Below are 25,790 nucleotides of genomic sequence, written 5' to 3'. Positions count from 1 at the left end.
TCGTCGCGATCTCCGTTTTACAGGCCCATGGCGTGCCGGGCAAAGCTGCGGCGCAGCGGGGTGATGCGGTTGACGGTCGCAAGCCCCACGTCACGCGCCAGACGCAGGACCGGGTTATCATTGCCGAACAGGCGTTCCAGCGCATCGGTCGCCACCAGCATGAGCATGTTGGCGGGACGGCAGCGGGCCTGATACGTGCGCAGCACATCCGCAGCCCCCACATCCCCACCGCCGGCATGCACGCGGCCCAGGATATCGGCCATGGCAATCACGTCACGGAAACCGAGGTTCAGCCCCTGCCCCGCGATGGGGTGGATACCATGCGCCGCATCCCCCACCAGGGCGAGACGCGTATCAATATAACGCTGCGCGTACTGCGCGGAAAGCGGATAGACCCACCGCCGCCCCACCGGGTTGATGGCACCCAGCCAGTCGTCGCCCATGCGACGGCGGATTTCGTGCGCAAACGCGTCATGTGGCAGGTCGGCCAGACGGTGGGCGACCTTCTCGCTTTCGGTCCAGACAAGGGCGGACAGGTTGGGATGTTCGGCCGTTCCCGCCATGGGCAGTTGCGCGAACGGACCGGCGGGCAGAAAATGTTCCAGCGCGCGGCCTTCATGCGGGCGTTCATGGGCCACGGCGCACACGATGCCACACTGGTTGTAGGGCAGGCGCGTAACCGTAATGCGGGCCTGGTCACGCAGCGGGCTGCGCCGTCCTTCGGCCGCGACCACCAGGCGTGCGTGGATGACACGACCGCTGGTGGTGCGGATCACCGCGCCATCGGGGCTGCGCGTCACGACCCCTTCGTCAGGGGCGAAAACATGCAGGCCGGGCGTTGCGTGCAATGACGCATTCAGCGCCACGCGCAGGGCACGCGCCTCGATCATGGCACCGAAGGGCTGGTCGGCATCGCCACGCCCGAATTCAAGGAACAGGCGAGAGGGCGGCTGCCCCGGCCTGCCATCGGTCACGCGGATTTCGCGTATGTCGCACGATTCCATGGGCAGGCGCTGCCACACGCCGGCTTCTTCCAGCAGGCGGCGCGAACCTGCGGCGATGGCATAGGCGCGGCCATCGAAGGCGGGATGTTCCATCGGCGGCAGGGCCGCACGGTCGATGATCGCCACCTTCATGCCATCAGCGGCAAGACGGCAGGCAAGTGTCGCACCCACCGGCCCCGCCCCCACGATGCAGACATCGACCTCAAGCGGTCCGGGCGCGGTGTGGGATGGCATGTTCGCGGTCATTTCGTTTCCTGTTCTGGCCCGTGCGGGCAGGGACGGCAAGCCTGCCGGATTTACGCCCCTCCACGGGGCAGGCACAAGCGCGCTTAACACATCAGGTAAGCCAAGGCGGATGACATGCATCACCCGATCAGGGTATAGACGGGATGTTACTTTATCTTTCACACACGGTCAGCCCGGCCGGACAGCAGAATGGAGACGCGGTGAGATGAAGCTTGTCACAGCCATCATCAAGCCTTTCAAGCTCGACGATGTGCGTGAGGCCCTGACCCCGTTGGGGATACAGGGGCTGACCGTATCGGAAGTCAAGGGCTTTGGCCGACAGAAAGGCCAGACCGAAATCTATCGCGGGGCGGAATACCACGTCAGCTTCCTGCCCAAGATCAAGATCGAGGTCGCCGTGACCGACGATCTGGTGGAACAGGCGGTGGAAACGATTCTGGAAGCCGCCCACACTGGCAAGATCGGCGATGGCAAGATCTTCATCTCCCCCCTCGACAGCGTCATCCGCATCCGCACGCGGGAAACGGGCGACAGCGCCCTGTAACCTCTCTTTTTTTTACAACCATCATTTCAGGACCGACCCACTCCATGGCCACATCCTTCCGTTTCAAGGTCGCAACCGCGTCCGTACTCGCCCTCGCACTGTCCACCGGTGCGGCACACGCCCGCGAAACCTCCAAGTCATGCCACCAGAAGTTCACTACAGCCCGCACCGCAGGCACGCTGAACGGGCAGAGCTACAAGGATTTCAAGACCGCCCAGTGCGGTGACGCCGCCAACGCGGATACCAGGACCGCCGAAACGGCTGCCCCCGCAGCCAGCCCCGTCGCGGCACCAGCAGCACCCGCCCCCAAGGCTGCGGCCCCAGCTGCGGCCCCCGTATCCACCAGTGCAACGCTTCCCGACGCCATTTCCGCGAAATACAGCAAGGAAGCTGCGGGCAAGGCCCGCATGCACACCTGCCTTGACCAGTACAACGCCAACAAGGCCGCCAACGCCAATGGCGGCCTGCGCTGGATCCAGAAGGGCGGCGGCTATTACAGCGTATGCAACGCCAAGCTGAAGGGCTGATCCACCCGATCACCCCCGACGGTTATATCTCAGGCCCGGCAGAGCATGCCGGGCCTGATTTGTTTAGGGACTGCTTGAAAACAGCCTGTTTTTCAATTCATCCCTTATCTGGTGACCTGCCGTGGCGCGGGCCGGATGAAAATCTGGTTCGTGGCATAGGATATCCACACCCGGTGGGTGGCAAACCAGTCCGACCCCAGCAGCATTTCCAGATGTTCGCGCAGGGGGGCCACGGTCAACGTGACATTGCGCTCCAGTTCATGACCGACCTGCAGGCTGTCAAAACGGTGCCAGTGATAGATATCCCTGTGCCCGTCCACGCTTGCGGTCACGCCGCCGGGATCGCGGTCAAGCTGTGACTGGCTGACACCGGCGCGACGTGCGACTTCTGGCGAGACAATGCGCGACCGCGCGCCACTGTCCAGCAATGCCGTAACCGGCCTGCCATCCAGCCTGACTTCCAGCAGGAAACGGTTGTCCTGCCTGCGCAGCGGCACGGTTTCATACGGTCCGTCCCATGCCGGTGGCGGCGCGCAGGCCATGGAACCATGCTGAATGTTCCATAATGTCAGCATGCCACCGGGTACATCCATATCCAGATCGAAGCGCGACAGGATATCTCCGCCCAGCAGCCCCGCCACGGGTGGATGGATCATCGGCTGTCCCGGCAGTTCGCCCACCGGCACCGAACGTGCGCCGAAATCGACATTCCCCACCCGCAGGTCCGGCACCAGGGCGTTCGGCGTCGCCTGCGCCGTCCCGCCCGTGCCATGGATGATGGTTTCATGGTCGGGATCAAGCCGCAGCCGCAGGTAACCGACCATGTCAGGTGTCAGCAGCCCGCCATCCGATCCCGTATCCACCAGCGCGCTGAGGTCATGGCCCGCAATGCTTATGACAATGGACAGGTAACCCCCGTCATCACGCAGCGGCACCTGGGCCACGCGTTCATGGTTACACAGGCGCGGCACGGTATCCTGTGCTGCCATGGCCGATGTCACCGGCGCCCCGCAGCCCAAAAGGGCTGCGGCAATGCCCCATGTCGCAAGCCATGTACGCATTCTGGCCACTACGCCAGTCGCCCGGCCATGGTGTCGGTTGCATCCAGCAGGGCGGACAGGATACCCGGCTCAGTCATGGCGTGGGCGGCCGTATCGACAATCCGGAAATCCGCTTCGGGCCACGCGCGGTGCAGGTCCCATGCAGTGCGCATGGGCGTCGTGACATCATACCGTCCCTGCACGATGACGGCGGGAATATCGCGGATACGCCCCACATCACGGACAAGCTGGCCTTCGTCCAGCCATCCGGCATTGATGAAATAATGATTTTCGATACGTGAAAAGGCCAGCGCGTAACGCGGGTCGGCATGCTGGATGATGGTATCGGACGCAGGACGCAGGGTAATGGTGCGCCCTTCCCATACACTCCACGCAATGGCGGCCTTCATCTGCACATCCGCATCAGGACCGGTCAGCTGGCGGTGATAGGCCGCCATCAGGTCGCCACGTTCAGCCGGGGGTATAGGTGCTACAAACTGTTCCCACAGGTCAGGAAACAGCCATGATGCACCGTCCTGATAATACCACAGCAGTTCCGCCCGGCGCAGGGTGAAGATACCGCGCAGCACCAGAGCGCTGACATGGTCGGGATGTGTCTGTGCATAGGCCAGCGCCAGCGTGGACCCCCACGACCCGCCGAACACCATCCATTTTTCCGCACCGGTCATGATACGCAGCCGTTCGATATCGGCCACAAGATGCCATGTCGTGTTGTTGACCAGTGATGCATGCGGGGTTGATCGCCCGCAGCCACGCTGGTCAAACAGCAGGATGCGGTATAGCGCGGGGTCGAACATCTGGCGCTGGAAGGCCGAACAGCCGCCGCCGGGACCACCATGCAGGAAGACCACCGGGATGCCATCGGGATTGCCGCACAGCTCCCAGTAAATGCGGTGTCCCTCGCCCGTATCAAGCCAGCCGTGATCGTAGGGGGCGATCGGGGGATAGGGGAACCGCTGGGACATGGGCAATCCTGTTCATCGTGCAGTATCGGGCGGGGTATCGGTGGCATGGGGATGCGCACGTGTCCAGACATCCATAAGCCTGGCTTCGTCCGCCAGCGTATAACGCTGTGTGGTGGACAGGCTGGCATGGCCCAGCAGGTCCTGTATCACGCGCAGGTCGGCGCCACCTTCCATAAGGTGGGTGGCGAAGGAATGCCGCAGCGCATGCGGGGTTGCATGGTCGGGGAGGCCCGCCATGTGTCGCCATGTCCGCATGGCGCGCTGGGCAATACCCGCCTGCAGGCGGCCACCACGCACGCCCACGAACAGCGGCGCATCGGGCTGCGGCAACGGATGCACGCCCCGCCAGCGCGCAAGGGCCTGCATGACCTGTGGCAGCACGGGCACCATGCGCTCCTTGCCACCTTTGCCGCGTATGCGCAGCACGCCGTCGCCTTTCGCGCCATCACCAAGGGTGCGGGCCTGATCCAGATCGCGTACATCCAGCGTCAGGGCTTCGGAAATACGCAGGCCACATCCATACAGCAGCATGAACAGCGCCCCGTCGCGCACCTGCGCCATGGGGGTACGGGCGATGTCCGATACCCCTTCGGGCACCTCCAGCGCCTGTGCCTGTGGCAGCGGGCGGGGCAGCGGGCGGCGCGTGCGCGGCGTTGCCAGCAGGCCCGGCGCGGGGTTATCGACACCATGGTAACGCGCAAGATAACGGTAAAAGGACCGCAGCGCCGAAACCCGGCGTGCCCGTGTCCGCGCGGCACGATCCTGCGTGGTGGGGCGGCGGCCGCTCAGAGCCATGGCATGTTCATGGGCAAGCCACGCACGCAGGTCGGCCAGCGACAGGCCCGCCAGCGTCCCCATATCCGGTTCCGCGCCCAGATGCATGGTCAGGAACGCAAGAAACCGGTCCAGATCCCCCCGATAGGCCGTAAGCGTCAGGGCAGAGGCACGGCGTTCGGTTTCCATCCATTGCAGGAAGGCGTCACGTGCTTCGGTTGCCATCATGTCCTGCACCCTTTCATCCTGCTGCCATGTAACCCGGAACTTTCTTGAAAAACGCGATGATAAAAATAAGAAAAGTGTCCAGGCGCTACCTTTTTTCAACAAGATACTGTTTTTCGAAGCTTTCTGGAAAAAGCTTCACCAAAAACTTCCTCATGATTGCAGGATGTCTGAAAGACAGGCCTTTCACACAGTTTCTTATGACGGTGTGTGCGCCATGCGCAAATGATGGACAAGACACGGACGATGCCTGACGGTAGAAAAACACATGCCGCATCGCAATCCTTCACAACCGGACCTGCTGCCCACCCCTGTTGATGGTCGGGTGCGGGTCATGCTGACCCTGCCTTTTGCCGGGCCGCTGGACTACCTGCTACCGCCCCGTCTGGCCGATGTGCGGCCTGGTGACATCGTAAGCGTCCCACTGGGGCGCCGCACCGAAACGGGCGTGGTATGGGACGCGACATCCCGCCTGCCGCCCGAATTTACCCCCCCACCCCAAAAGGAAGTGGCGACAGCGCGCCTGAAACCCGTGGTAGCCCGTCTTGACCTGCCGCCCCTGCCCGCGCAGTTGAGACAGTTCGTGGACTGGGTGGCGGCCTATACCCTGTCGCCGCCGGGCATGGTGCTGGCCATGGCGTTACGGGCCAATGCGCTGGCCCCGCTGCCGCGTCCTGCCTCCGGGTGGGTAGCTGCCCCGGCGTTGTCTGCGGACCTGCGCCTGACACCCGCAAGGCGGAAAGTGCTGGATACCGCTGCCGAAGGCCCGCCCTTGACCACCACGGAACTGGCCCGCCGGGCAGGCGTGGGCGCTGCCGTCATACGCGGACTGGCGCAGGCGGGCGCATTGCAGGCGATTGAAATCGCCCCGCCACCGCCCTTCAGTATTCCCGATCCCACGCATTGCCCCCCGGTGCTGGAGGGCGATCAGGCGGCGGTCGCCACCGAACTGCGCGCCCGCGTGGCGGAAGATGGCTTTTCCATCACCCTGCTGGAAGGGGTAACCGGGTCCGGCAAGACCGAGATTTACATGGAAGCCATAGCCGCCTGTATCGCCGCCGGACGGCAGGCGTTGGTGCTGCTGCCGGAAATTGCGCTGTCGGCCCAGTGGACCGGGCGGTTTGCCCGCCGCTTTGGCGCGGAACCCGCCCTGTGGCATTCCGACCTTGGATCGCGCCTGCGCCGGGTAACATGGCGGGCGGTAGCCGACGGCACGGCACGGGTGGTGGTCGGCGCGCGGTCGGCGCTGTTCCTGCCCTTTCACCAGCTTGGCCTGATTATTGTTGATGAGGAGCACGAAACCGCCTTCAAACAGGAAGATGGCGTGACCTACCACGCCCGCGACATGGCGGTGGTCCGCGCGCGCATGAGCAGCGCGCCCGTCGTGCTGGTCTCGGCCACCCCCAGTCTTGAAAGTCTCGCCAATGTCGGCGCGGGCCGTTACCGGCACCTGAAGCTGGGCGCACGCCACGGTAATGCCAGCATGCCCGATGTGGAAACGCTGGACATGCGCGCGGACCCGCCTGAACGCGGGCTGTTCCTGTCGCCTGTGCTGACGGGTGCGATCAATGATGCGATCGGGCGCGGGGAACAGGCGATGCTGTTCCTCAACCGCCGGGGCTACGCGCCGCTGACGCTGTGCCGCACCTGTGGCCACCGCATGCAGTGCCCCAACTGCACCGCGTGGCTGGTGGAACACCGCGCGCGCCATATCCTGACCTGCCACCATTGCGGGTATGACGAACCCATTCCCCAGACCTGCCCCAAATGCGCCGATGCCGACAGTCTGACCCCCATCGGCCCCGGCGTGGAGCGGATAACCGAAGAAGCACGCGCCACCTTCCCCGATGCGCGGATACTGGTCATGGCCAGCGATACGCTCAATGGTCCCGCGGCCACCGCCGCCGCCGTCGAGCGCATAGCACGGCGCGAGATCGACCTTGTGATCGGCACGCAGATCGTGGCCAAGGGCTGGCATTTCCCGCACCTGACGCTGGTGGGAATCGTGGATGCAGATCTGGGCCTGGGCGGTGGCGACCTGCGCGCATCCGAACGCACGGTGCAGCTGTTGCATCAGGTCGCGGGCCGCGCGGGCCGTGCCGAGGCACCGGGCCGCGTGCTGCTGCAAAGCTACGTGCCTGACCACCCGGTCATGCAGGCGCTGGTATCGGGCGATTTCGCAAGCTTCATGGAACAGGAAGCCGAACAGCGCCGTCCCGGCTTCTGGCCACCTTATGGCCGGCTGGCGGCCCTGATCGTCAGTGCCGAAATGCCCGATGCGGCAGACCTGACCGCGCGTGCGCTGGGCCAGAATGCGCCCCGGATGGATGGCGTGCAGGTGCTTGGTCCGGCACCTGCGCCACTGGCCATCCTGCGCGGGCGGCACCGTTTCCGCCTGCTGCTGCGCGCGCGGCGCAATATCGCGGTGCAGCCGATCATGCGTGAATGGCTGTCGCGCGTGAAGCCCGAACGCGGGGCACGGATCGACGTGGATATTGATCCGGTTTCGTTTTTATAAAAAACTGAAAAAAAGAAGTTTTTGGGTGCTGCCTTTTTAAAAAAAGGCAGCGTTCTCCGAAGCTTTTTTGGGGGCTGTTGGGAATTGAGTTTTCTAAAGGGCCATGATGTGTTTCAAAGACCATATGGATCGCTTCATACTGACGGATGCCCAATGGGCGAAAATGGAACCGCTGTGCCTTGGCAAGAAGACGGATCAGGGACGCAGCGGGAAGGATAACCGCCTCTTCATCGAGGCGGTCCTGTGGATCGCCCGGACCGGTAGTCCGTGGCGGGACCTGCCGACGTATTTCGGACATTGGAACTCGGTTTATTCGCGCTACAGCGACTGGACGAAAGCCGGTGTTTTCCAGAAGATTTTCGAGGCTGTCTCCGATGATCCCGACATGGAATACGCGATGATTGACGGCACGGTGGTCCGGGTTCACCGCCACGGCCAGGGCGCAAAAGGGGGACCCGAAGCCAGGCGATAGGGCGGAGTGTAACGGGGTGGTCAACGAAGATCATCGCCATGACCGACGCCTTGGGTAATCTGGTCCGCTTCACGCTTATCCCCGGCCAGCATTACGATACGGTCGGCGTTGCGCCTCTTCTCGAACCAGCTGATTTTAAAGGAATTCTTGCTGACAAGGCTTTCGATGTCCACTGGATCGTGGACGCCATACGCGCGCAAGGGGCCTGCGTGGCCATCCCCCAGCGCAAAAACCGCCTCGACAGACGCCCGTTCGATGGGGCCCTGTTCAAAGCACGCCATCTCATTGAGAACTTCTTCTGCAAGCTCAAGGAGTTCAAGCGCATCGCCATGCGCAGCGAAAAAACAGACAGATCATTCGAAGCCATGATCTATCTCGTTGGCGCAATCATTAATTCAAGATAATTCCCAACAGGCCCTGAAAAAAGCTTCACCCAAAACTTTTATTTGTTTTCATTTACTGCGCATCGGTTGCGTGCGTCATGTCGCGCTGCATGGCCTGCTCAACCGGGCGACCAGCCAGTGACAGGGCCACAGCTTCGGCAATGCGGATACCGTCAATTCCCGCCGACAGGATGCCCCCGGCATAGCCTGCCCCTTCACCCGCCGGGAACAGGCCGCGCATGTTCACGCCCTGCCCGTCCACCCCGCGCGGGATGCGCAGGGGGGAGGACGTGCGTGTTTCCACCCCCGTCATGACGGCATCCCGCATGGAAAAGCCCGGGATCTTCCGCTCGAACGCGGGCAATGCCTCCCGCATGGCGGCCACCGCGAATTCCGGCAGGCAGCGCGCAAGGTCGGTGGGGGTAACACCGGGTTTGTACGATGGCACGACATCGCCCAGCGTGGTGGACGGCCTGCCGTCAAGAAAATCCCCCACCGTCTGCGCCGGGGCGAAATAGGCGCCGCCGCCAGCCTCGAACGCCTTGCGTTCCCACTCACGCTGGAAGGCGATACCGGCCAGCGGGCCCCCGGGATAATCGCGTTCCGGTGTCACGCCCACCACAATGCCCGCATTGGCGTTGCGTTCGGCGCGGGAATACTGGCTCATGCCATTGGTCACCACCTGCCCGACCTCCGACGTGGCTGCAACCACCGTGCCGCCGGGGCACATGCAGAACGAATAGACCCCGCGCCCGTTGGTCGCATGGTGCACCAGCCTGTAATCTGCCGCCCCCAGCAACGGCACGGTTTCGGGCTGGCCATAACGCGCGGTATTGATGACGGATTGCGGGTGTTCGATCCGCACGCCGATCGAAAACGGCTTTGCCACCATGTTCACACCTGCCGTGTGCAGGGATTCAAAGGTGTCACGCGCACTGTGGCCAATGGCCAGCACGACGTGGCCTGCCGCAATTTCATCCCCGTCCGCCAGCCGCAGGCCAGTGATACGCTGGCCACCCGTGCCATCACCCTGTGTCACGAAATCGGTCACGTGCGCGCCAAAACGGTATTCGCCGCCCAGGGCCTCGATCTCGGCACGGATATGTTCCACCATCGAGACAAGGCGGAAGGTGCCGATATGCGGGCGGGAGAGGTAGAGAATTTCCTCCGGCGCGCCCGCGCGCACGAATTCCGTCAGCACCTTGCGCCCGTAATGCCGGGGATCGCTGACCTGGCTGTACAGCTTGCCGTCCGAAAACGTTCCGGCCCCCCCTTCGCCAAACTGCACGTTACTTTCAGGGTTAAGGATGGATTTGCGCCACAGGGCAAAGGTATCGACCGTACGCTCACGCACCACCTTGCCACGCTCCAGCACCAGCGGGCGCAGTCCCATCTGCGCCAGCACCAGTGCCGCCATCAGTCCGCATGGCCCGGCACCGATCACCACCGGGCGCACGAAACCCGCCCCCCGCGCCATGGCGGGTCCATCATCCACCACGAAATGATAGGACGTATCGGGGGCGGGCATGATGTCACGCGCGCCGCCATGCGCCGCAAGGACGCTGGCTTCATCCCGCACGGTGCAGTCCACCGTATAGACCAGCACGATACGGTGCCTGCGGCGGGCGTCATGCCCCCGGCGGAATATGCATATGTCCGTAATATCCGTGACAGGCACGCCCAGCCGTTCGGCCACGGCCTGCGTCAGGGCAGCGTCATCATGGTCGATGGGCAGGCGCAGTTCGGTCAGTCGGATCATCGGGTCGCGTTTCCATGGCAATGGGGCTGTGGCGATGCCATATCACGGTGGCCCCCTGCACAAAATGCGCTAAGTGCTGGTGACGTGCCGCAACCTTCTGCTAGGAAGGCGGCACACTTTCAATCCCACTGCTGAATGGATGCTGCCCCATGGGTGAGTGCCAGCACAATCATGGCGACCATGACAGCCATGACCATAACCACGATCATGGCCATGATACCCACAGCCACAACGGCCATGCGGGCCACGACCATAATGACCATGACCACGCGGACCATGACTGCGGGCATGCCCATGGCGGACTGTTTGGCCACCATCATGTCCACACGCCTGCATCCTATGGCCGGGCGTTTGCCATCGGGATCGCGCTCAACCTTGTCTATGTCATCGGGGAAGCGGCGTGGGGCGTGCGCAGCCATGCGCTGTCGCTGCTGGCGGATGCGGGGCACAACCTGTCGGACGTGCTCGCACTCGGGGCAGCCTGGCTGGCGGAAATCCTGTCGCGCCGTTCCCCCAGCCGCAATTTCACGTACGGGCTGCGCCGGTCGTCCATCCTCGCCGCCCTTGGCAACGCGGTGGCCCTGCTGGTCGTGACCGGCGGCATCATGTGGGAAGCCGTGCTGCGCCTGATCCATCCGCACCCGGTTGCCGGCGTCGCGGTCATGGTGGTGGCAGGCATCGGCATCGCGGTCAACGGGATGACGGCCATGCTGTTCGCAAGCGGCGGGAAAACCGACCTGAACCTGCATGGCGCGTTCCTGCATATGGCGTCGGATGCACTTATGTCGCTGGCAGTAGTAGCCGGTGGGGGGCTGATCCTGATGACGGGATGGCTGCGAATCGACCCCATCATCTGCCTCGTCGTGTCAGTGTCCATTATCGTCGCGACATGGTCGCTGTTGCGGGATTCGCTGGACATGGCGCTGGACCGCGTGCCGCGTGGCATCAACGCAGCCCAGGTGGATGCCTTCCTGCGCACCCTGCCCGGCGTGTGCGACCTGCATGACCTGCATATCTGGCCGATCAGCACCACCGAAACCGCGCTGACGGTCCACCTGGTGCGCAATGCCAGTGAAAACGGCCATGCCCCCGACGGGCTGCTCAACCGCGCCGCGCGTGAACTGCGTGAACGTTTTGGCATCGTCCACCCCACTCTCCAGATCGAAACACTGGGCGATGCCGACCACTGCGTCCTTGCCGACGCCCATACCGTCTAGGTTTCAAGAGTCCCCTGTCCGATATGTTTTCCAACACCAATACCAAGATACGCGCGGCATGGTGCAGCGTTGTGGTCAGCATCATCGCGCTGGGCATGAAATACGCGGCATGGCGGGTGACAGGCAGCATCGCGCTGTATTCCGATGCGATCGAGACGATCATCAACGTGGTTTCCGCCGTGGCGGGGCTGTGGGCGCTGCGGGTGGCCAGCCTGCCGCCCGACCACAACCATACCTATGGGCATTACAAGGCCGAGTACCTGTCCGCCGTGGCGGAAGGGGTGCTGGTGGTCATCACCGCCTTTACCATCGCGCATGAGGCATGGGTGGGCTTTACGCACATGCACCCGCCCGAGGATTCGCTAACGGGCATTTCGCTCAATGGCGGGGCCGGGCTGCTCAATCTGGGGTGGGGGCTGTTTCTCATGCGCATGGGACGTGCGCATCATTCCCCCGCCCTTGTCGCCAGCGGGCACCATGTGCTGTCCGATGTGTGGACGTCGGCAGTGCTGATTGGCGGCTTCATCCTGATCCCGCTGACGGGATGGCTGTGGCTGGACCCGCTGCTGGCCGCGCTGATCGCAGTGAACGTGCTGCGCACGGGATGGGACATGATGCGCACCTCCATCGCGGGGCTTATGGACGAAGCCCCCGATTCCGGGACGCTGGCGGAAATCCGTTCGATCATTTCCCACACCGCCACCGGCGCGATCGAGGCCCATGACATCCGCGCGCGTATCGTGGGCGCCATGACATTCATCGAATTCCACCTTGTGGTGCCGGGCACCATGAGCGTAGAGGATGCCCATCATATCTGCGACCATATCGAGGACGGCCTGCGCGCGGGCGTGGGTGATGCGCTGATCAACATCCACGTCGAACCCGAACGCAAGGCCAAGCACACCGGCGTGCTGGTGCTGCCCTGATCCCCCCGTCCCATGCCCCTGACCGGGCGGCCACGGGCCGGGAAACCACAGGCCGGACGTGTCAGGAATGGCCGTCCGGGTTGCGATAAATGCTATCCTTGTCCCGCAACCGGACTGTTCCCGCCCGGTTTTAACTGTCAGTGCCGTTGCTGAAAGTACATTACCGGTAATGCGAACCGACCTTACTGAAATCCGCAGGAAGCATATGCGCCACCTGCGTCGTTCCGCCCGCATCACCACCGAACAGTGGCGGCGCAAGCTGGCGTGCTGGGCGGCGGCCGTGGTGGTCGGCGTGGTCGCGGTGGGCTTCGCCATGGCGGCGGACGCGGCGGCCACGGTGCGTAACCACATCATCGCCATCAGCCCGTGGATCATGCTGGTCCTGACACCGGGGGGGCTGGCGCTGTCCACGTGGCTGACACGCACATGGTTCCGGGGCGCGCAGGGCAGCGGCATCCCGCAGACCATCGCCTCCCTGCACCTTGAAAACTTTGCCATCATCGACCGCCTGCTGTCCCTCCGGGTGGCGGCGGGCAAGATCGTGCTGACCACGCTGGGGCTGGTGGCGGGTGGCTCCATCGGGCGTGAGGGGCCGAGCGTGCAGATCGGCGCCGCCATCATGCATGCCTGCGGGCGGTGGCTGAACCTGTCCACCGTCAGCATGCGGCGCGGGCTAATCCTGGCCGGCGGGGCGTCTGGGGTATCGGCTGCGTTCAATACGCCGCTGGCCGGTATCGTGTTCGCGATCGAGGAACTCAGCCATTCCTTCGAACAGCGCACCAGCGGCACCATGCTGACCGGGGAGATCCTGTCGGGTGTGACGGCCATCGCCCTGGTGGGAAACTACAGCTATTTCGGGCATACGGACGTGGTGGTGCCGATTGGCATAAGCTGGATCGCGGTGCCGACCTGCGGCATCCTTGGCGGGATCGGGGGCGGCGTGTTCTCCGCCATCCTGATCCGGGCCACGCGTGGCCTGCCCGGCGGACTGGGACGCTTTGCCCGTAGCAGGCCAGTGGCGTTCGCCGCCACCTGCGGGCTGCTGCTGGCGGTGATCGGCATCGCGTCGGACGGGATCACCTATGGCACCGGTTACGAACAGGCGCATGAAATCATTGAAGGCAAGACGCATTATCCTGCCTCCTTCTTCATCCTGAAGTTCATCGCCACCATCATTTCCTACTGTTCGGGCATTCCGGGTGGACTGTTTGCGCCGTCGCTTGCCATCGGGGCGGGATTTGGGGGCTGGGTCGCGCAGTTCCTGCCGCATACCACGCCGGGGGCGGTGGTACTGCTGGGCACGGTGGCCTATTTTTCCGCCGTGGTGCAGTCGCCGCTGACCGCATCCGTCATCGTGATGGAAATGTGCGACAACCAGCAGGTAACGCTGGCGCTGCTGGCCACGTCGTTCCTGGCCTATGGCGTCTCGCGCATGATCTGTTCACAGCCGCTTTACGCAGCCCTGGCCGAAGCCTTCCTTGACGGCATGGCCACTGCACCCAAGCCCCCGATCGTGACGCCCCGCCCGCCGCCTGCGCCGCCGCTACCTGTCGCGCGCTGACAGCACGCGTTCATACAGCGCAAGCCACTGTTCCGTTACGGCCTGACGGGTAAAACGCGCCTGATAATCCTGCCTGCCGCCCGCCACGATGCGTGCGGACAGCACCGGGTCATCCAGCACGCACTGTATGGCGGCAGCCAGCGCGGGCGCGTCATCAATCGGCACCAGCATGCCATTATCACCATCACGCACATGCGCCCGGGGACCGGCGGCGGCACACGCCACCAGCGGCACATCCGCCGACCATGCATCCAGAATGACGGTACCAAAAGGTTCATAACGCGACGGCAGCACGCAGATGTCGGCCGCCGCCAGCAACGCCCCGCGATCGGACCGCCAGCCAAGGAAGTGCACCCGGTCCGCAATGCCCAGACGGACCGCCTGTGCTGCAAGCGCGTCCTTCAGTTCCCCTTCCCCCGCCAGCCACACATGACAGCGCGGCAGCAGGGTCAGCCCATCCAGCAGCGTTTCCAGCCCCTTGGCCGGATGCAGCCGCGACAGCACCAGCAGCACCGGCGCATCATCCGGTGTATCCAGCGACCGGCGGGAGACCGGCTGCCGGGCCGTGACAGAGGAAAAGGTAGGCACATAGGCCACCCGGTCTTCCGGCGCGCCGCGTTCGCGCATGGACTGCGCCATGTCGGGCGTGCAGCCCACAAACCAGTCACAATGCGCGAAAGGGCGCAGGTCCTTGTAATTGCCAAACCAGCCAATAACCGGGACACCCGTATGCGCGGGCACCAGTTCCGCCGCACGGCGCAGCCAGCAATGGATCAGGTCGGGCTGCATGCGTTCGATCAGGCCCCGCAGCGCATGGCGGATCAGGGGCCGCAGCGGCAGGCGCAGCGGCCATGTCTCCACCGCCATTCCTGCCTTTTGCAGTTCCCTGCCGCGGGGGGCAGCAGGGTGCATGACCACACATTGCATAAGCCCCGCCGCATGCAGGCTGAGCATGACATCAGTGGAATACAGTTCAGCGCCACCATTGCCCCGGGCCGCCATGATATGGAGTACGCGCATAACGCCCCGCAATTCATGAAAAGTTTTTGGTGAAACTTTTTTTAGAAAGCTTCAGCGAACGCCGCCTTTTTGAAAAAAGACGGCATCCAAAAAAACTTTTATTACTTCTTATCCGGCTTTATTTGGCGCTCAGGTCCACCACGCACGCGCGGCCATCTTCCGAGCCAAAGGCAAGGCAACAGCCATCGGGGCTGAATTCCAGCGCCGTTACCGCGCCGGAACCCCCAATGCATACCGGCAGGATACGCTGTGCCCCGGTATCGGCCATCAGCACCGACCCGTCGGCAAACCCCGCCGCCACGATATCGTGGACGGGGTGGCAGGCGACACGGGTGCACATGACACCCGGCAGGCCACCGGCCTCCGCCGGGGGCTTGCCCATCGGACCGCCGCCAAAGAACGGCCACATCACGATCGTGTCCGCCCCGCTGGTCACCAGCCATTTGCCATTACGGGTAAAGGCCATGGACTGCACCTTGGACGGATAACCGCTCATGCGCATGTTGTGCCCGTCCGACAGCCGCCAGCCATGCAGTTCCGATTCCTGCATGGAGGTCACCAGCGCCTCGCCCGCCGGGTGAATGGCGATGCCGATATGGCTGCCTTTCCATTCCAGCGGCCGCACGGTGTCCACCTTAGCCTGTACAAACCACATCGACGCGCCGTTGTAATGCGAAGCCGCGATGCGCTTGCCCTTGGCGTCGAACACGATGCCGCTGACGGTGGAGGGATGATCCAGCACCTTCAGGGTCGTGTGCCCGTCGGCGTCGCGCAGTTCGACCTGCTTGCCCGATGAAAAGGCAATCACGCCGCCCTTGCCGTTGCTCCATGTCGTGATGTGCTCGACCCAGCGGCGACCTTTCGCAAGGTCGCTTACGCTGCCATCAGCAGCGACGCGGCGCAGGGCATTGTCATCGCCACCGGTCAGGAAGCCGGTAGGGGCGGCATCAGGCGCAATGGCAAGGATCGCGCCGTCATGCACGGTCATGACATTCCATGCATCCGACTGTCCCCAGTCGGCCCGGTCCGCCACGGCGATATCGCCCTCACCGGTGGCGAAGGCCACCTGCTGGCTGTCGCGTGAGATGGTGCAGCCGGTGATCTGGCCTTCCAGCTGGCGCATGGCCCCACGGCGTTCCAGCAGGCCGGTGGCGGGGATGGTATCATTCACGGTATCGCTCATTTCGCACGGCAGCTTTCAAAACCGCGGCGAAGCTGCGGACGATTGAGATTGCGGCCAATGAAAACAAGGCGGGAGACACGCGGCTCGCCTTCCTTCCATGGACCGATGAAGCCGCCATCGGCCATCATGTGCACGGCCTGAAAGGCGAAGCGCTGGTCCTCGCCCGCATAATTCAGGATCCCCTTGGCACGCAGGATATCGGCCCCCTGTTCCTGCAGCACCGCGCCGATCCATGCCTGAAACTTGGCCGCGTCCAGCGGTTCTTCCACTTCATAGGACAGGGAGGTCACGTCCGCTTCATGAGAATGGCTGGTGTCCTCAAGAAAACGCGGCGCATGTTCCAGCGCGCGCTGCAGGTCGAAGCCGCCCTGATCCAGCACATCGGACAGCGGCACGTCGCCGCGCTGCGCACGATGGAGGCGGGCGACAGCGTTGATGGACCGGATGCGCGATTCGATGGTCGCCAGCGCCACTTCATCCACAAGGTCGGTCTTGTTGAGGATGATGACATCGGCAAACGCGATCTGGTTCACCGCTTCAGGGCTTTCATCCAGCGTCTGGATGACGTTGTAGGCATCAACCACCGTAACCACGGCGTCCAGCCGGGTCTTGCCGCGCACGTCCTCGTCAACAAAGAAGGTCTGGGCGACGGGGGCGGGATCGGCCAGGCCGGTTGTCTCGACAATGATGCCGTCAAACTTCGCCCGACGTTTCATGAGGTTGCCGAGAATGCGAATCAGGTCGCCGCGCACGGTGCAGCAGATGCAGCCGTTGTTCATTTCGAACACTTCCTCATCGGCATCCACCACGAGGTCGTTGTCCACGCCGAGTTCACCGAACTCGTTCACCACCACGGCGTATTTGCGGCCATGTTGTGCCGTCAGGATATGGTTGAGCAGCGTCGTCTTGCCAGCGCCCAGGAATCCCGTCAGCACCGTAACCGGCACAAGGGTGTTCTGGGCTGCGGCGTCGGGCGACGCCTGAACGGTATCGGACATGTGGCCTCCGGTCTTTTCAAATTGCCTGCATCATGCGTGGCGTAAGCCTTGTCTGCCCAGATATAGGGCCATGGGGCGGCGTGTCCCATACCCGGCAGCACAGAAAAACGGAAAAGAAGGTCAGGCCCCGCGCCGGTGCAGGGCTGCATCGCGCATAGCCGCCCGGCATGCACGGGCGTGTTCGATACTGAAACGCGCGGCCTGCACCCGACCGCGTGCGGCAAGGTCTTCACGCGCGGGCAGGCTGTCCATCAACCCGGCCATGGCACGGGCCAGCCCCGTTGCGGGTTCGGGCGCATACAGCAGGCCGCCATTGCCCACCACTTCGGGCAGGCCGCCCACCGGGGCCGCGATCAACGCCGCGCCGGCAGCCATGGCTTCCAGCGCCGTCATGCCGAATGGTTCGGGCCAGCGGCTGGGCACGACCACGATGGCAGCCTGCCCCATGGCCGCCAGCACATCCGCATGGGGCCTGTATCCTGCCATGTCCACCCCAGCCGCCGCAGCCCCGGGCCACAGGTCGGACACGAACGGGGTCAGTGGTGCATCGGCGCGGAAACGGTCGGCGCCGATCATGCTGAAACCCCAGTCAGGATATTGGGGCGCAATCTGCGCGCAGGCCGCGACAAACAGGTCCGCTCCCTTGTCCGCCACCACGCGCCCGGCAAACAGCACCCGGCGCGCACGCTGCGCCATGGGGGGCACCATTGCAGGCAATATCACGCCATTGGGGGACAGCCCGACCTGTCGGGCGCAGGCTGCGGGCAGACCATCAAGAAACCGGCTACGCACCCAGCCAGATACGCAGGCCACATCCATCAACCGCAGCAGATCGCGGCGCGACAAAGGAGTTTCGGCCCCGCGCATACCCTGCGGGTCATTATGCAGCACCAGCAGCACGCGCTGTCCGGGTCGGTGACGGGCAATGTACCGGGCGGTATCGGGGCGGTTATGGACCTCCACAACGGCGGCACCCATGTCGGCCACCGCGCGCGCAGCAGCCGCGGCATAACGCACGCTGCGACGCCCCGGTGGCCACAATCCGGGTGTGACCGCACGGTATTCATGGTCCGGCAGCAGGGATGGCCCATCCAGCGGAGGCCCCACGATCACATCCTGCGTCCCCGCAAGGGCTGCCACCTGCAACCCGATCGCCCCCACGGCACCGGGAGAGAATCCTTCTCGCGCGGGCAGTACCACCGCCACGCGCCATGGCATGATCATGGACGGGTCTCAGCCAATGTCCTCAAAACGGGACTGCTGCCATTCCTTTGGTTCCTGCAACGCCTTCTGGTACCAGTCATCCACCAGCGGATGGGCGCGCACGGCGGTCATGTAAGCCCGCGATTCCGGTGACGGGCTGATGCCATAGGACAGGAAGCGCGATACGATGGGCGCAAACATGGCATCCGCCATGCCGAACGTCGCACCGAACAGGAAGGGACCATCCTTGCCAAAGTCCAGACGAGCCTCGGTCCAGATGGCGTCAATGCGGGCGATGTCGGCATCAATGTCCGGCGTGGTGCCCGCCGCAAGCGGTCGGTTGTCGCGGCCGATATTCATGGGCATGGCCTGCCGCACCGCGCGGAAGCCTGCATGCATTTCAGCCGAGATGCTGCGGGCATAGGCGCGCTGGCGCACATCACCCGGCCACAGGCCGGGGGCCTGTTCGGCGCAGTATTCACAGATCGCGATGCTTTCCCACACCGCAACGCCGTTATGTTCCAGATAGGGCACCTTGCCATTGGGGGAAATGGTGCGGATGGCCGGGGTTTCCCCGTTATCGGCCAGCGGGATCAGTTGTTCGCGCACGTCCAGCCCCGCCAGACGCACCGCCAGCCACCCGCGCAGCGACCATGACGAATACCGTCGCGTGCCAATGACCAGAATACCATCACTCATGACGCCGCCTTCCCTTCACTTCCGGCCTGCACAGCTTCCGCCCGGCGGATGAAGCCACCGCCCAGCACCCGTGTGCCATCATACATCACGCAGGCCTGTCCCGGTGCGGGCACGGCCCCATCATCCAGTTCCACCCGCGCGCCATTGCCGGCCGCCTGCCATACGGTGGCAGGGCGGGCGGCTTCACGCGCGCGGATCTGCACCGCACAGCGCATGCCCTGTGGTCCCGGCGGGGGCACCAGCCAGTTCATGTCACGCAGCATCAGCGTATGAGCCACGGCCTGCGCCCGCGGGCCAATCACCACGCGCCTGCTGGCGGGCTCGATTCCCACCACCATCTGGCGCGCGCCATCGCGCATGGCGGCGTTGCCCAGCCGCCTGCTCTGCCCCACGGTGTAGCGGGTCACACCTTCGTGCTGGCCCACGACATGGCCGGACTGGTCCACGATTTCACCACCCCCCATTACGTCCGGGCGCAGTTTTTCAACCAGTCCGGCATATGAGCCGTCGGTTACGAAACACAGGTCCTGACTGTCGGGCTTGGCTGCGACCGCCAGGCCAAAGCGTTCGGCTTCCGCCCGCACGGCGGCCTTATCGGGCATGTCACCCAGCGGAAAGCGCAGGAAATCAAGCTGGTCGCGGGTTGTGGCAAACAGGAACCATGACTGGTCACGCCCGGCATCAACGGGGCGGTGCATTTCCACGCCATCCGGCCCGTCCACGCGGCGGACGTAATGACCGGTCGCCATGGCGTCCACCCCAAGGTCGCGCGCCATGCCCAGCAGGTCGGTAAACTTCACGCCCTGATTGCATGCAACGCACGGCACCGGGGTTTCGCCCGCCGCATACGCATCGGCGAAGGTGCCGATGACGCTGTCATGGAAGCGACGTTCGGCATCGATGACGTAATGGGGAATGCCCAGCCGGTCGGCCACCCGCCGGGCGTCGTGAATGTCGCGACCCGCGCAGCATGCGCCCTTTTTCGTACTTTCGCGCGAATCATACAGCTGGAGGGTCGCGCCGATCACCTCGTGCCCCTCGTCCACCAGACGGGCGGCAACGACAGAGCTGTCCACCCCGCCGGACATGGCCACAAGAATGCGCATGGCTTGGTTCCACTTCCCAATGACAGGCAATGCCCGCAGGACTATCCGCCCCCGGGCATCGCACGTCAAACATCATGTTGCGCGCATCTTATGACGCGCGGTGTATCATCAGGCCGCCGGTCAGGACGTGCGCGGCAGGCGCACCACCAGACCGTCAAGTGCCTCGGTCATCACGATCTGGCAGCCCAGACGGGATGTCTTTTCCAGACCGAAGGCCAGGTCGAGCATATCTTCCTCGTCCTCGGTCGGCGGTGTCAGCTTCGGCGCCCATTCGGGGTCCACCACCACATGGCATGTGGCGCAGGCCAGCGAGCCTTCGCATGCGCCCTCAAGGTCGATCCCGTTCTTGTGGGCGATTTCCAGAACCGACAGACCCAGCGGGGCCGCAACTTCGCGGCGGGTGCCGTCACGCTCGATGAATGTTATATGCGCCATCTTTGTCATCCTGCCTGCTACCATTCGCCCGTTACTCATGGCGAAGAACTGCCATCCGCGCGGCAGCGTGCCACAGCCTGGCACAGGATCGCCGCCGCGCGATCCACGTCGGCGGCTGAGGTATAGCGTCCGACGGCCAGACGCAAGCCTCCGGCGGCCTGAACTCCATCCAGCCCCATGGCCGTCAGCACGTAGGATGGCATCATTTCGGCCGAGGAACAGGCCGATCCCGTGGACAGGCACAGCCGTGGCGCTGCCGCCATCAGGTCCAGCGCCCGCACACCGTCAAAGCGCAGGTTCAGGTTACCCGCCAGCCGCCCACCTTCCGACATCGCGCCATGGACATGCACACCGTCGCATCCCGCCCTTAACGCCGCCAGCAGCCGGTCACGCAATTGCGCAACCCGCGCGCGTTCCGCGGCGCCTTCGTCACGCGCTATGCGGCATGCCGCCCCGAATCCGATCACAAGCGGCGCGGGCAGCGTGCCCGAACGCAGCCCGCGTTCCTGCCCGCCGCCGGAAAACAGCGGGGTCAGCCGCACGCGCGGCCTGCGGCGCACGAACAGCGCCCCCACCCCTTTCGGCCCGTACAGCTTGTGTCCCGACACGGACGCCAGATCGAGATCCCATGCCCGCACGTCCACATCCACCTTGCCCACCGCCTGCGCCAGATCACTGTGCAGCAGCGCGCCCGCCCTGCGGACAATGGGCGCAAGGGCCGCGATGTCCTGGACTACCCCGGTCTCGTTATTGGCGGCCATGATGCTGACCAGTAGCGTCGGCACGGACAGCGCTTCGGCCAGCACGGCGGGGTCCAGCGTGCCATCGGGCCGGACCGGTAGGATCACCGGCTCGCATCCTTCACGCGCAAGGTCACGCACCGATTCCAGCACGCATTTATGTTCGGTCGCAACCGTGATGACCCGCCTGCGCGCATCCCCGCGCTCCAGCAGGTGACGCACCGCGCCCTTGATGGCGATGTTGTTGGCTTCCGTCGCACCGGATGTCAGCACGATTTCACGCACGTCCGCACCCAGTATCGCAGCCACGTCGGCACGGGCCTGTTCCACCGCGTCATGCGCCGCACGCCCCGCCGCGTGGTCAAGGCTGTGGGGATTGGCGAAGCTGTCGGTAAACCACGGCATCATTTCCGCCACCACGCGCGGGTCGCACGGCGTGGTGGCCTGATAATCGAGATAAATCAGGTCGGAAGATACAGTCATGCCGCCCCCGCCTGCAGCGCGGGCAACCGGGCGGCCATGGCCGTATAGGCCGCGATGAAGCCATCCACCTGCCCCTGTGTCACTGACCATGGCAGGGACACACGGATTGCGCAGCCTGCGTCATCCCCGAACCCCATGGCATCCAGCACATGTGAACGCGTGACCTTGCCCGATGAACATGCCGACCCGGCAGAGACGCAGTACCCCGCCATATCCAGCGCGATCAACTGCGTCTGCGCCCGCCGCCCTGGCAGCAGCAGGCTGGTGGTATTGGCCAGACGTGGCGCGCTTTCACCGCACACCTGCGCGCCAGCGGCCACCGCCGCCGCTTCGATCCGGTCGCGCCATGTGGCAAGCCTGCCAGCCTGCTGCGCCATGTCCGATACCGCCATTCGGGCTGCGGCAGCCATGCCGGCAATGGCGGGCAGCGCGGGAGTACCGCCGCGCCGTCCCTGTTCCTGTCCCCCCCCGGCCAGAAGCGGGGTCAGGGCATGGAACCGCGACCCGGCCAGCAACAGCGCGCCAGCCCCCTTGGGCCCGCCGAATTTATGGCCTGAGATCGCGATGCTGTCCGCGCCCAGTTCCCCGATGCTGAAGGGAATGCGCCCTGCCGCCTGCACAGCGTCCACATGCACCAGCGCGCCATGGGCATGGCACAATGCTGCGATTTCCCGCACGGGGTTGATGACGCCGGTTTCGTTATTGGCCAGCATGACACAGACCAGCGCGGGCGTGCCCCCATCGGCCTCCAGCATACGTTCCAGCGCCCCGTGCTCCAGCACGCCATCGGGCCGCACCGGCACCACCTGCGCCCGCACGGCACCGCGTACGGCGTCGTGTTCGGTCGCCCCCACCAGCACGCGCCTGCCCTGTGCCTGACCGGTAACGGCCAGCACGTTCGCCTCCGTCCCGCCGGAGGTCAGGACACAGTTTTCAGCCGCTACCCCGAACAGGGTGGCCAGATCCTCCCGCGCGGTTTCCAGCACGGCGCGCGCGGCCCGTCCCGCACGGTGAACGGATGACGGATTACCCACCACTCCAGCCGCCGACACCATGGCCGTCAGGGCCTGAGCCCGAAGCGGTTCGGACGCGTTGGCGTCAAGGTAGGTCAAACTGTCGCGTCGGGTGTTCATGCTGTCCAGCCATATGGTTACGCCAAGTCGTTTTGCGAGGTGGATTACGATTTATCTGGCATTTTGTGAATCCACACCGCTATAAGGCAGCGCAACATAATATTTATTGCAACGTGTTATGGTGGGTGTCAGCACCTTTCCCATACCGCTGCCTCAATGTCGCCCGCCCGTGATCCGGGCCATGGCAAGGAGAGCGAACCGACACGACACACCCGGCCCGACACGGAAAACCTTTCCCCCTGCCGGGTGAACACGACGCATTACCATATCTGCCCCCCGCGCAGGGCACGCCTGCCAAAGACGCACTTTATGTCAGGTAGGCAACAGGCCCATTATCTGGCGGGTTGGTATACTTTCGGTCTGGCTGACCAGACCGGATCAATTCTGTTTTTCGTGCCACCACCACCGGACGAATACACGGCGTATTCCTGCTTCCGGCACGGATGACACCGGAAGACAGCATTTTCTCTGCCTGCCGACCTGACGGGGCATCGCCGGTCGGGCGGGCTGTAACAGCAACCTTTCCCGCTGCAATGCCTGGAATGCGCGGGGAAATGCAAATGCGGGATACCTATGCCTGAGGTCATGTTTGCCGGCCCTGATGGCCGCCTGGAAGGTCGATACCATCATTCAAGCGCGCCCAACGCGCCGCTTGCGCTGGTACTTCATCCCCACCCGCTGCATGGCGGAACCATGAATAACCGCATCACCTATGCGATGTACCGCGCGTTCGAGAAAATGGGCTTCTCGGTCATGCGTTACAATTCGCGCGGCGTTGGCCGCTCGCAGGGGCGTTATGACGGTGGCATTGGCGAGATTTCGGATGCTGCAGCAGCCCTTGACTGGATGCAGATGGTCAACCCGAACGCCAGCGGCCTGTGGATCGCGGGATATTCGTTCGGTGCGTTCGTCGGCATGCAGCTGCTCATGCGCCGCCCCGAAATCACGGGCTGGATCAGCGTGGCGCCCCCCGCCAACCACTATGATTTCGGCTTCCTTGCGCCGTGCCCGTGTGGCGGGCTCATGATCGCGGGGGAAAACGACGAACTGGTGCCCGAACCCGCCGTGCGCAAGCTGGTTGACAAGCTGAACACCCAGAAGGGTGTTACCGTGGACTATCGCATATTCAAGGGTGCCGACCACGTCTTCGCCAACCATGCCGATGAGGTGGCCGAGGCGCTGGAAGACCATGTCAGCACGGTCATGAACCGCAAGGCGCTGGCGCTGGCCGCTGACTGACGCCCATAACCCATCCCGGTCGGGCCGGGCTGTTCCATGATGGGCCGTGAACATGCTAGAGGCTGGTCCGCGCCGGGGCGGCCCGGCCAGCGATGCCTATCACAGCGCGGAACAGATCATGCCCAAGAGTGAATTCCTCCGGGAAGCCGAAGCACGCGGCTTCATTTTCCAGTGCACCGACATGGATGCGCTTGACGCCGCCATGCAGGCCGGTCCGGTGGGGGGCTATATCGGTTTCGATCCCACGGCGGACAGCCTGCACGTGGGCAGCCTGATCCAGATCATGATGCTGCGCCTGATGCACCGCCATGGCCACCGCCCCGTGGCCCTGGTGGGGGGCGGCACGGCCAAGATCGGCGATCCCTCCTTCCGGGAGGAAGCGCGCAAGCTCATGACGGTGGAAACCATCGCCACCAACATGCGTGGGGTGGAAGCCTGCCTGAGGCAGTTCCTGCCGCTGGGAACAGGCCCTGCCGACCCCTTGCTGGCCAACAATGCCGACTGGCTGGACAGACTGTCCTACATCGACCTGCTGCGTGATGTGGGCATCCATTTTTCCGTCAACCGCATGCTGTCCTTCGACTCGGTCCGGTCGCGGCTGGAGCGTGAGCAGGGGCTGACGTTCCTGGAGTTCAATTACTCCATCCTGCAGTCCTACGATTTCCGTGAGCTCAACAGCCGTCATGGCGTGACCCTTCAGATGGGGGGATCGGACCAGTGGGGCAACATCGTATCGGGTATCGACCTGGTGCGCAGGATGAATGGCGCGCAGGTATTCGGCCTGACAACGCCACTGCTGACCACAAGTTCCGGCGCAAAGATGGGCAAGACGGCGCAGGGCGCTGTCTGGCTGTCGGCACAGCGGCTGCCCATATTCGATTACTGGCAGTTCTGGCGCAATGTGGAAGATGCGGATGTCGGTCGCTTCCTCAAGCTGTTCACCGAACTGCCAATCGGGGAATGTGACCGTCTGGCCGCCCTTGGGGGCGCGGAAATCAATGAAGCGAAAAAAGTCCTCGCCACCGAGGCCACCGCCCTGTGCCACGGCCGTGCCGCCGCCGAAGAAGCCGCCGAGGCCGCACGCCGCACGTTTGAAGAAGGGGCCGTGACCGCGAGCGCCCTGCCCACCGTTCATCTGCCCGCCGCCCTGCTGACCGAAGGCGTGCCCGCCTTCCGCCTGTTTGTGGAAGCCGGTTTTGCCGCAAGCAACGGGGAGGCCCGTCGCCTGATCCGTGGCGGGGGGGCGCGGGTGAATGACGTGGTGATCAAGGACGAGGCGCAGGTCGTGTCCGACAGTGACCTGATTGACGGGTCGCTCAAGCTGTCATCGGGCCGCAAGCGCCATATCCTGGTCCAGCCGGCCTGAACG

23 protein-coding genes are annotated in these 25,790 nt (G+C 64.2%); 9 read left to right on the top strand and 14 right to left on the bottom strand.

Features of this window, described 5'->3' with window-relative positions; genetic code table 11:
* Window positions 1-17: 17 nt before the first annotated feature.
* Entirely contained in the window at window positions 18-1,250 is a 1,233-nt protein-coding gene (locus tag ACE2AA_RS13900) for a UbiH/UbiF/VisC/COQ6 family ubiquinone biosynthesis hydroxylase (RefSeq protein ID WP_141262036.1), read from the bottom strand.
* A gap of 205 nt (window positions 1,251-1,455) precedes the next feature.
* Between ACE2AA_RS13900 and ACE2AA_RS13895 the strand changes: the two genes are divergently transcribed.
* Both ACE2AA_RS13895 and ACE2AA_RS13890 read left to right on the top strand, forming a co-directional pair.
* The gene (locus ACE2AA_RS13895) at window positions 1,456-1,794 is read left to right on the top strand and encodes a P-II family nitrogen regulator (protein WP_010507216.1); all 339 of its coding nucleotides are present in this window, start codon (window positions 1,456-1,458) and stop codon (window positions 1,792-1,794) included.
* Window positions 1,795-1,838: 44 nt separating this feature from the next.
* Window positions 1,839-2,321 (top strand): hypothetical protein, encoded by a 483-nt coding sequence (locus ACE2AA_RS13890; RefSeq protein ID WP_395370177.1) that lies wholly within the window; start codon window positions 1,839-1,841, stop codon window positions 2,319-2,321.
* 104 nt (window positions 2,322-2,425) lie between these two features.
* On the opposite strand, the gene ACE2AA_RS13885 is transcribed toward ACE2AA_RS13890, so the two are convergent.
* The 3 genes from ACE2AA_RS13885 to ACE2AA_RS13875 are packed head-to-tail and all read right to left on the bottom strand — an operon-like array spanning window position 2,426 to window position 5,349.
* Window positions 2,426-3,382, bottom strand: a complete 957-nt coding sequence (locus ACE2AA_RS13885) for an aspartyl protease family protein (protein WP_141302172.1) — start codon at window positions 3,380-3,382, stop codon at window positions 2,426-2,428.
* A gap of 8 nt (window positions 3,383-3,390) precedes the next feature.
* Window positions 3,391-4,347, bottom strand: coding sequence for a prolyl aminopeptidase (gene pip, locus ACE2AA_RS13880; protein ID WP_141262033.1), 957 nt, complete (start codon window positions 4,345-4,347; stop codon window positions 3,391-3,393).
* A 12-nt stretch (window positions 4,348-4,359) separates the two neighbouring features.
* Entirely contained in the window at window positions 4,360-5,349 is a 990-nt protein-coding gene (locus ACE2AA_RS13875) for a tyrosine recombinase XerC (protein ID WP_395370175.1), read from the bottom strand.
* A 265-nt stretch (window positions 5,350-5,614) separates the two neighbouring features.
* Between ACE2AA_RS13875 and ACE2AA_RS13870 the strand changes: the two genes are divergently transcribed.
* Window positions 5,615-7,864: a primosomal protein N' gene (locus tag ACE2AA_RS13870; RefSeq protein ID WP_395370173.1), complete on the top strand. Its 2,250-nt coding sequence runs from the start codon at window positions 5,615-5,617 to the stop codon at window positions 7,862-7,864.
* A gap of 124 nt (window positions 7,865-7,988) precedes the next feature.
* Window positions 7,989-8,740, top strand: a protein-coding gene (locus ACE2AA_RS13865) for an IS5 family transposase (RefSeq protein ID WP_395372112.1) whose coding sequence is annotated in 2 segments (ribosomal slippage) — window positions 7,989-8,319 and window positions 8,319-8,740 — 753 coding nt in all. Because the reading frame shifts where the segments join, the coding sequence is not laid out codon by codon here.
* A 52-nt stretch (window positions 8,741-8,792) separates the two neighbouring features.
* On the opposite strand, the gene ACE2AA_RS13860 is transcribed toward ACE2AA_RS13865, so the two are convergent.
* Window positions 8,793-10,478: an NAD(P)/FAD-dependent oxidoreductase gene (locus ACE2AA_RS13860; protein WP_395370171.1), complete on the bottom strand. Its 1,686-nt coding sequence runs from the start codon at window positions 10,476-10,478 to the stop codon at window positions 8,793-8,795.
* A gap of 149 nt (window positions 10,479-10,627) precedes the next feature.
* On the opposite strand from ACE2AA_RS13860, the gene ACE2AA_RS13855 reads away from it, so the two are divergent.
* From ACE2AA_RS13855 to ACE2AA_RS13845, 3 genes are all read left to right on the top strand, one after another.
* Window positions 10,628-11,695, top strand: coding sequence for a cation diffusion facilitator family transporter (locus ACE2AA_RS13855; RefSeq protein ID WP_141262029.1), 1,068 nt, complete (start codon window positions 10,628-10,630; stop codon window positions 11,693-11,695).
* 23 nt (window positions 11,696-11,718) lie between these two features.
* On the top strand, window positions 11,719-12,621 hold the full coding sequence (locus tag ACE2AA_RS13850; protein ID WP_141262028.1) for a cation diffusion facilitator family transporter: 903 nt from the start codon (window positions 11,719-11,721) through the stop codon (window positions 12,619-12,621).
* A 205-nt stretch (window positions 12,622-12,826) separates the two neighbouring features.
* Window positions 12,827-14,182 carry a chloride channel protein gene (locus tag ACE2AA_RS13845; protein WP_395370169.1) on the top strand — a complete coding sequence of 452 codons (1,356 nt, stop codon included), beginning with the start codon at window positions 12,827-12,829 and terminating at the stop codon, window positions 14,180-14,182.
* Here ACE2AA_RS13845 and ACE2AA_RS13840 read toward each other — a convergent pair.
* The 9 genes from ACE2AA_RS13840 to ACE2AA_RS13800 all read right to left on the bottom strand — a co-directional run bounded on the left by ACE2AA_RS13840 (window position 14,165) and on the right by ACE2AA_RS13800 (window position 23,182).
* Window positions 14,165-15,202 (bottom strand): glycosyltransferase, encoded by a 1,038-nt coding sequence (locus tag ACE2AA_RS13840; protein ID WP_395370168.1) that lies wholly within the window; start codon window positions 15,200-15,202, stop codon window positions 14,165-14,167. The genes ACE2AA_RS13845 and ACE2AA_RS13840 overlap by 18 nt on opposite strands.
* 118 nt (window positions 15,203-15,320) lie before the next feature.
* On the bottom strand, window positions 15,321-16,385 hold the full coding sequence (locus tag ACE2AA_RS13835) for a WD40 repeat domain-containing protein (RefSeq protein WP_141262025.1): 1,065 nt from the start codon (window positions 16,383-16,385) through the stop codon (window positions 15,321-15,323).
* A complete protein-coding gene (locus tag ACE2AA_RS13830) occupies window positions 16,382-17,383 on the bottom strand; it encodes a GTP-binding protein (protein WP_141262024.1) in 1,002 nt (333 codons plus the stop codon). Before ACE2AA_RS13830 ends, ACE2AA_RS13835 begins: the two co-directional genes overlap by 4 nt.
* 120 nt (window positions 17,384-17,503) lie before the next feature.
* A complete protein-coding gene (locus ACE2AA_RS13825; protein ID WP_395372220.1) occupies window positions 17,504-18,601 on the bottom strand; it encodes a glycosyltransferase family 4 protein in 1,098 nt (365 codons plus the stop codon).
* 15 nt (window positions 18,602-18,616) lie between these two features.
* Window positions 18,617-19,285: a glutathione S-transferase family protein gene (locus tag ACE2AA_RS13820; RefSeq protein WP_395370166.1), complete on the bottom strand. Its 669-nt coding sequence runs from the start codon at window positions 19,283-19,285 to the stop codon at window positions 18,617-18,619.
* Window positions 19,282-20,391, bottom strand: coding sequence for a tRNA 2-thiouridine(34) synthase MnmA (gene mnmA / locus ACE2AA_RS13815; RefSeq protein ID WP_141262022.1), 1,110 nt, complete (start codon window positions 20,389-20,391; stop codon window positions 19,282-19,284). The genes ACE2AA_RS13820 and mnmA overlap by 4 nt, the downstream gene beginning before the upstream one ends.
* Before the next feature lie 120 nt (window positions 20,392-20,511).
* Window positions 20,512-20,826, bottom strand: coding sequence for a ferredoxin family 2Fe-2S iron-sulfur cluster binding protein (locus ACE2AA_RS13810; RefSeq protein WP_025437399.1), 315 nt, complete (start codon window positions 20,824-20,826; stop codon window positions 20,512-20,514).
* 35 nt (window positions 20,827-20,861) lie between these two features.
* Window positions 20,862-22,049, bottom strand: a complete 1,188-nt coding sequence (locus ACE2AA_RS13805) for a cysteine desulfurase family protein (RefSeq protein ID WP_141302164.1) — start codon at window positions 22,047-22,049, stop codon at window positions 20,862-20,864.
* Window positions 22,046-23,182: a cysteine desulfurase family protein gene (locus tag ACE2AA_RS13800; RefSeq protein ID WP_395370164.1), complete on the bottom strand. Its 1,137-nt coding sequence runs from the start codon at window positions 23,180-23,182 to the stop codon at window positions 22,046-22,048. Before ACE2AA_RS13800 ends, ACE2AA_RS13805 begins: the two co-directional genes overlap by 4 nt.
* A 573-nt stretch (window positions 23,183-23,755) precedes the next feature.
* Between ACE2AA_RS13800 and ACE2AA_RS13795 the strand changes: the two genes are divergently transcribed.
* Window positions 23,756-24,421 carry an alpha/beta hydrolase gene (locus ACE2AA_RS13795; protein ID WP_141262019.1) on the top strand — a complete coding sequence of 222 codons (666 nt, stop codon included), beginning with the start codon at window positions 23,756-23,758 and terminating at the stop codon, window positions 24,419-24,421.
* A 118-nt stretch (window positions 24,422-24,539) separates the two neighbouring features.
* Window positions 24,540-25,787 (top strand): tyrosine--tRNA ligase, encoded by a 1,248-nt coding sequence (tyrS, locus tag ACE2AA_RS13790; RefSeq protein WP_395372219.1) that lies wholly within the window; start codon window positions 24,540-24,542, stop codon window positions 25,785-25,787.
* Window positions 25,788-25,790 lie beyond the last annotated feature (3 nt).

The sequence above is a fragment of the Komagataeibacter diospyri genome, assembly GCF_043995075.1.
GTDB lineage: Bacteria > Pseudomonadota > Alphaproteobacteria > Acetobacterales > Acetobacteraceae > Komagataeibacter > Komagataeibacter diospyri.
This window is presented reverse-complemented; position numbering and strand designations above follow the sequence as displayed.